This is a genomic window from Rhodopseudomonas sp. BR0C11, from assembly GCF_010820945.1.
Classification (GTDB): domain Bacteria; phylum Pseudomonadota; class Alphaproteobacteria; order Rhizobiales; family Xanthobacteraceae; genus Rhodopseudomonas; species Rhodopseudomonas palustris_H.
Genome location: NZ_QTKI01000328.1, coordinates 1 through 5610, shown reverse-complemented (window position 1 = coordinate 5610; position 5610 = coordinate 1). Strand labels below are relative to the sequence as shown.

General features: G+C 64.8%; 5 protein-coding genes and 1 pseudogene. 5 read left to right on the top strand and 1 reads right to left on the bottom strand.

Annotated features, from left to right (window positions below):
* Together DYI24_RS28125 and DYI24_RS20095 are read left to right on the top strand one after the other, a co-directional pair.
* Window positions 1-237: pseudogene (locus DYI24_RS28125) on the top strand (SDR family oxidoreductase); the annotation flags it as partial.
* 280 nt (window positions 238-517) lie between these two features.
* Window positions 518-922: a BA14K family protein gene (locus tag DYI24_RS20095; protein WP_164573570.1), complete on the top strand. Its 405-nt coding sequence runs from the start codon at window positions 518-520 to the stop codon at window positions 920-922.
* 84 nt (window positions 923-1006) lie between these two features.
* Here DYI24_RS20095 and DYI24_RS20090 read toward each other — a convergent pair whose 3' ends face one another.
* Window positions 1007-2389 (bottom strand): hypothetical protein, encoded by a 1383-nt coding sequence (locus DYI24_RS20090; protein WP_164573569.1) that lies wholly within the window; start codon window positions 2387-2389, stop codon window positions 1007-1009.
* A 381-nt stretch (window positions 2390-2770) separates the two neighbouring features.
* On the opposite strand from DYI24_RS20090, the gene DYI24_RS20085 reads away from it, so the two are divergent.
* The 3 genes from DYI24_RS20085 to DYI24_RS20075 form a co-directional block, all read left to right on the top strand.
* On the top strand, window positions 2771-3640 hold the full coding sequence (locus DYI24_RS20085; RefSeq protein WP_164573568.1) for an ADP-polyphosphate phosphotransferase: 870 nt from the start codon (window positions 2771-2773) through the stop codon (window positions 3638-3640).
* 83 nt (window positions 3641-3723) lie between these two features.
* Complete coding sequence (gene fabI / locus DYI24_RS20080) at window positions 3724-4485, top strand: enoyl-ACP reductase FabI (RefSeq protein WP_107357054.1); 762 nt, start codon at window positions 3724-3726, stop codon at window positions 4483-4485.
* A 23-nt stretch (window positions 4486-4508) separates the two neighbouring features.
* Window positions 4509-5610: bifunctional enoyl-CoA hydratase/phosphate acetyltransferase (locus tag DYI24_RS20075; RefSeq protein WP_164573567.1), on the top strand; the 1102-nt coding region annotated here is incomplete at its 3' end.

The window sequence follows — 5610 nt, the reverse complement described above, 5'->3', positions numbered from 1 at the left end:
CCGAACCGGCCTGATAATTTGGTTGCGGCCGGCAGCGGCGACCCTGGCGCGCATGGCAGGTTCGATCGGCAGGCGTCGCCGCGGGTGTTTCCATTCAATCCGGCCTGGCTTCGCGCCGGTCTGGCCCTGGGTGTGCTGGCAGCCGGTGCGGCTCTGCTCACTGCCGCTGCCCGCGCCGAGCGGCGAGGGAGCGGTGGCGTCCGAGCTATTCCGCCGCCTGTGGTGGCGCGGCGCTGATCGATATCCCCGCCTCGGCTGCGCGGATCGCGGCCAGCTGCGCATCGACGACCTGCCGGCGGTTACGCTTCCTCACGTGTTGCGAGTAACCGGGACGCAGCGTTGCACCCGATGCAGGCAAGGGAACTGGATTGTGTGCGGTGGCGGCCCGCGCACTCCGTCGCAGCCAAACATCGGAACGGTCGATGGTACCAGCCGTTGTCGCAGCAGACCGTCTGCGCAGCCGGCTCTCGGAGCGCCAGACGATGTCGAACGGATTTCAAAAAACAGGGAGAGTTCAATGATGATTTCGCGCATGTTGCCCGCAGCCGCGCTGGTGCTGGGTTCGCTCGCCGTGGCGTCCGCGCCTGCGGCCGCCGCTCCGATTATGCCCGGTGCCGCGTCACAGCAGGCGCCGGCCGCCGTTCAGCAGGTGCAATGGCGCCATCATGGCTACCATGGTGGCGGGTGGCACGGCCACCGCGGCTGGGGCCATGGCGGTTACCATCGCCACGGCGGCTATGGCTGGGGCCCGGCGATCGGCGGCCTCGCGGCCGGTGCGATCATTGGCGGCGCGATCGCCAACAGTCAGGCGCAGGCCGGTGCGGCCGACGCCGACGCGTACTGCTCGCAGCGCTTCCGTTCGTACGATCCGGCCTCAGGCACCTATCTCGGCTATGACGGCCAGCGTCACCCCTGCCCGTAACGCCGGGACCATCTGAAACGACAAAGCCGCACGGACCAGGTCCGCGCGGCTTTTGTTTGTGGAGAGTTTGTCGAAAGCGACGGATCAATCCGTGCCGTCGTCGGCGGTGTCGTGGTCGTCGATGAAGTATTTGATCGCCGCGATCATCGCCGTGAAAGTAGCGATCCAGACGATCCGCGAACCATAACGGTCATGCGGTCCCGAGATGATGCCGCAGATCAGCGCATTGCCGAGCAGCGCCAGCGTCACCGTGCCGGCCAGCAGCGTCACGTCGTCGAGCCGGTGCCGCCACAGCGCCGAGCCGAGGATGATCAGCATCAGTACCATCGATCCCAGCGCCACCGGCACGTGGACCAGGTTCACGGCGTCGAAGTTGATGTCCCAATGCTGCTGCTTGGCCGCCCGCATCGCCGCGCTCTGCTCGGGCAGATAGCGCTCGATGATGCCGTAGGTGTGCGGCAGCCAGCCATTGGTGCCTTCACCGGTTGCCACATGCACCAGCTGATCCCACGTCGCCTTGGCCGCAGCCTTGAACTGCATCCACGGATAGGCGGTCACGGCCTGCTTGGAGATGAATTCCATCTCGTCGCTCATGCCCTCGAAGCGGCCGAGCTTGTCGAACATGTTGTTGCCGCCCCACAGGAAGTCGTCGCCGGTCGGCGGCAGCTCATCCTTATAGGGGCACAGCTTCAGCTGTTGCTTGGGGCAGTGGTCGTCGAGGTAGCGCTTGACGATGCCATCCTGCAGCATCCGGCCGAACGCAACGCCGGAGCCGCCCGGGGTCCAGGTGAATTTGCCCGACAGCGCGTAGTTGCAGCTCAGCACCAGCAGGGCGCCGACCACCAGGGCCGAGCTGGCAAGCGTGAGGCCCGACGCAGTGACCCGGCCGCGCAGCCAGGGCAGCAGCAGCCAACCGGCGACGCACACGCCGGTGAGCACGATCATGGTGGCGCTGTGGGTCGAGGCGGCGAACGCCGTGAAAGCGAACAGCAGAACCTTTTCGATGGCCGAGGTCTGGTCGCGATAGGCGATCAGCAGGAACAGCGACAGCACCGACAGGCCGGCGAAGATATCGGTCAGCAGCATGCTGGTGATCCACGGCAGTGCCGTGGCGGCGATCAGGCCGACGCCGATCGCTGCAAGCCGGAACGGTTTGGTAATACCGAACACCCGCAGCGTCAGTTGGATCAGCCACAGCGAAACGATCGCCTGGAAGCCGAGGTTGAGCCAGAACTGGGTCTGCTCACCGAGATGCAGGTAGATGCCGTAGGAGGTCGCCCGGTTGATGACGAGGTAACCTTCGTACCAACGGGCGAGGTAGCCGCCGGTGTCGTATTGGAGCAGCGGATAGCCGTTCCAGATCGCCGGGGCCAGCAGGAGCAGCGGCAGAACAAACAGCGCGATCCGCGCCGCGTTGCTCCGGCGCGCCTGCGCGGCGAGAACCTTACTAGGAATAGAAGTGTCCATCTCGACCGCTCTTATCAGCGCTGTGGACCGTCGGAAGCGACGGGTGCCGGCTCAGTTCGGCAACCGAGGCCGTCCGGGGCGGCCCGCACCATAGTGATTTCCGTTGACTACACAAGCGCTTCAGGCCGCCAGATAAGCCCTCAGGCCGGGCGCAGATGAAGTACAAATGAGGTCGCTTTATGTCGGGTGTGCACTTGGTGGCGCCCATACCCGGCCGGCTGCAACCATAGGGCGCCGATCATGAACGAAGCCTGACTAAGTTCAATGCCGTGGACGGGCCGGTGGCGGCCTCGCCGCGCAGATGGTTATAATTCCCCTGAACGGGAGACCGCCGGGGCGGCGGCCGGCCGGTCCCGGGGTCAGGACGTCGAGAGGACGGGAATGAAGATCAAGACCAAGCAATTCCGGGTCGAGGAGGGCGAGAAAGTCGACCTCGGCAAATGGCCCACCAAGGTCGATCCGTTCTACGAATCCAAGGAGCACTACCACGAATTGCTCCGCGCCCAGGTCGAACGGCTGAGCGACCTGCAGCAGCTGCTCTATGCCAGCAACCGCCACGCCGTGCTGCTGATCTTCCAGGCTATGGACGCCGCCGGCAAGGATGGGGTGATCCGGCACGTCATGTCCGGGGTCAATCCGCAGGGCTGCCAAGTGTTCAGCTTCAAGCACCCGAGCGCGACCGAGCTGCAGCACGACTTTCTGTGGCGGACCACCCGCGACCTGCCGGAGCGTGGCCGGATCGGCATCTTCAACCGGTCCTACTACGAGGAGGTGCTGATCGTCCGGGTTCACCCGGACATCCTGCAGAGCGAGCAGGTGCCGAATGGCGAAAATTTCGGCAAATCATTCTGGCACAAACGCTACCGGTCGATCCGCAATCTGGAGGAGCACCTGCACGCCAACGGCACCCGGATCGTCAAATTCTTTCTGCATCTGTCGAAGGAGGAGCAATGCAAGCGCTTCCTGGCGCGGATCGACGAGCCGGAGAAGAACTGGAAGTTCAGCGCCGCCGACCTCGAAGAGCGTCAGTACTGGGACGACTATATGGACGCCTACGAGAAGTGCCTCAGCGAGACCTCCAGTGATGACTCGCCGTGGTACGCCGTTCCGGCCGACGACAAGGAGAATGCGCGACTGATCGTCTCGCAGGTGATCGTCGAGACCATGGAATCCCTCAAAATGAGCTATCCGGAGACCACGCCCGCCCGGCGCAAAGAGCTATTACGGATGCGCCAGCAATTGCTGAAGTGAGCGGTGACGTGCCAGCCGCGCTCGGCGGTTGGTCGCATGCACCTGTCATGGTGATGACACGGTGCTGAGGTTACGGAGAGCAAATGAACTTGCAAGGTAAGAAGGGTCTGGTCGTCGGCATCGCCAACGATCAGAGCATCGCATTCGGTTGCGCGCGCGCGTTTCGCGACGCCGGCGCCGAACTCGCCGTCACGTATCTCAACGACAAGGCCGCGCCTCACGTCGTCCCGCTCGCTGAACAGCTCGGCTGTCCGATCGTGGTGCCGTGTGACGTGCGCGAGCCGGGTCAACTCGAGGCTGTGTTCGAACGGATCTCCCAGCAATGGGGCCGTCTGGACTTCCTGCTGCATTCGATCGCGTTCGCGCCGAAGGAAGACCTCCACGGCCGCGTGGTCGATTGCTCGCAGGCCGGCTTCGCGATGGCGATGGACGTGTCGTGTCACTCGTTCATCCGCATGGCCAAGCTCGCGGAGCCGCTGATGCCGGACGGCGGCTGCCTGCTCACCGTGTCGTTCTACGGCTCGGAGAAGGTGGTCGAAGACTACAACCTGATGGGTCCGGTGAAGGCGGCGCTGGAAAGCTCGGTGCGCTACATGGCGGCCGAACTGGCGCCGAAGAAGATCCGCGTTCATGCGCTGTCGCCGGGGCCGTTGATGACGCGGGCCGCGTCGGGCATCGCGCGGTTCGACGAACTGCTGGAGCGCACCCGCGCCCGGCTGCCGGCACATCAGCTCGTCAGCATCGAGGATGTCGGCGCGGTCGCCGCTTTTCTGGTCGGTGACAGCGCGCGGTCGCTCACCGGCAATATCGAATACATCGACGCCGGCTATCATGTGATCGGCTGATCGGAGCTGGCTGGAGAAACATGATGGAGCAGATCCAAAACCGTACCTTCGATGAGATCGAAGTCGGTGATACCGCCAGTCTGGTTCGCACGCTGACCTATCGCGACATCGAGGTGTTCGCGGTGATGTCCGGCGACGTCAACCCGATGCATGTCGACGCGGCTTTCGCCAAGAGCGACATGTTTCATCAGGTGGTGGCGCACGGCATGTGGGGCGGGGCGCTGATCTCGACCCTGCTCGGCACCCAACTGCCCGGCCCCGGCACGATCTATCTCGACCAGTCGCTTCGGTTCGCAAGGCCCGTGCTGCTCGGCGACACTGTGACCGTCACGGTCACGGTGAAAGAGAAGAACGCGGCCAAGAAACGCTTGCTGCTGGATTGCCGCGCCACCAATCAGCGCGGCGAAGAGGTGATCACCGGCCTTGCCGAAGTGATCGCGCCGGTCGAGAAGATTTCGCGGCCGCGGGTGCTGCTGCCGGAAATCGATCTCAATCGCACCGCGCAGCGCTACGAACGGCTGATCGAAATGACACGCGGGCTGCAGCCGATCCGCACCGCGGTGGTGCATCCGGTGGATTCCGCCTCGCTGCTCGGCGCTGTCGAGGCGGCGCGCGAGGGGCTGATCGTGCCGGTGCTGGTCGGACCGGAAGCCAAGATCCGCGCCGCCGCCGCCCAGGCTGCGGTTGATCTTGCCGGCTATGAGATCGTCGCGGTCGAGCACAGTGCGGCTGCTGCCGAAGCCGGGGTGGCGATGGCGCGAGCCGGCGAGGTCGAGGCGGTGATGAAGGGCGCGCTGCACACCGACGAGCTGATGCACGCGGTGGTCGATCGTGCCCGCGGTCTCCGCACCGCACGCCGTATCAGCCATGTCTATGCGATAGACGCGCCTGATTATCCCCGCGCGCTGCTGGTCACCGACGCGGCGATCAACATCTATCCGACGCTCGCCGACAAGCGCGACATCATCCAGAACGCGATCGATCTGGCCCATGCGCTGGGCATCGGCGAGCCGCGGGTGGCGATCCTGTCGGCGGTTGAAACCGTCACCGAGAGCATCCGCTCGACGCTCGACGCAGCCGCATTGTGCAAGATGGCCGAGCGCGGCCAGATCAAAGGCGGCATCC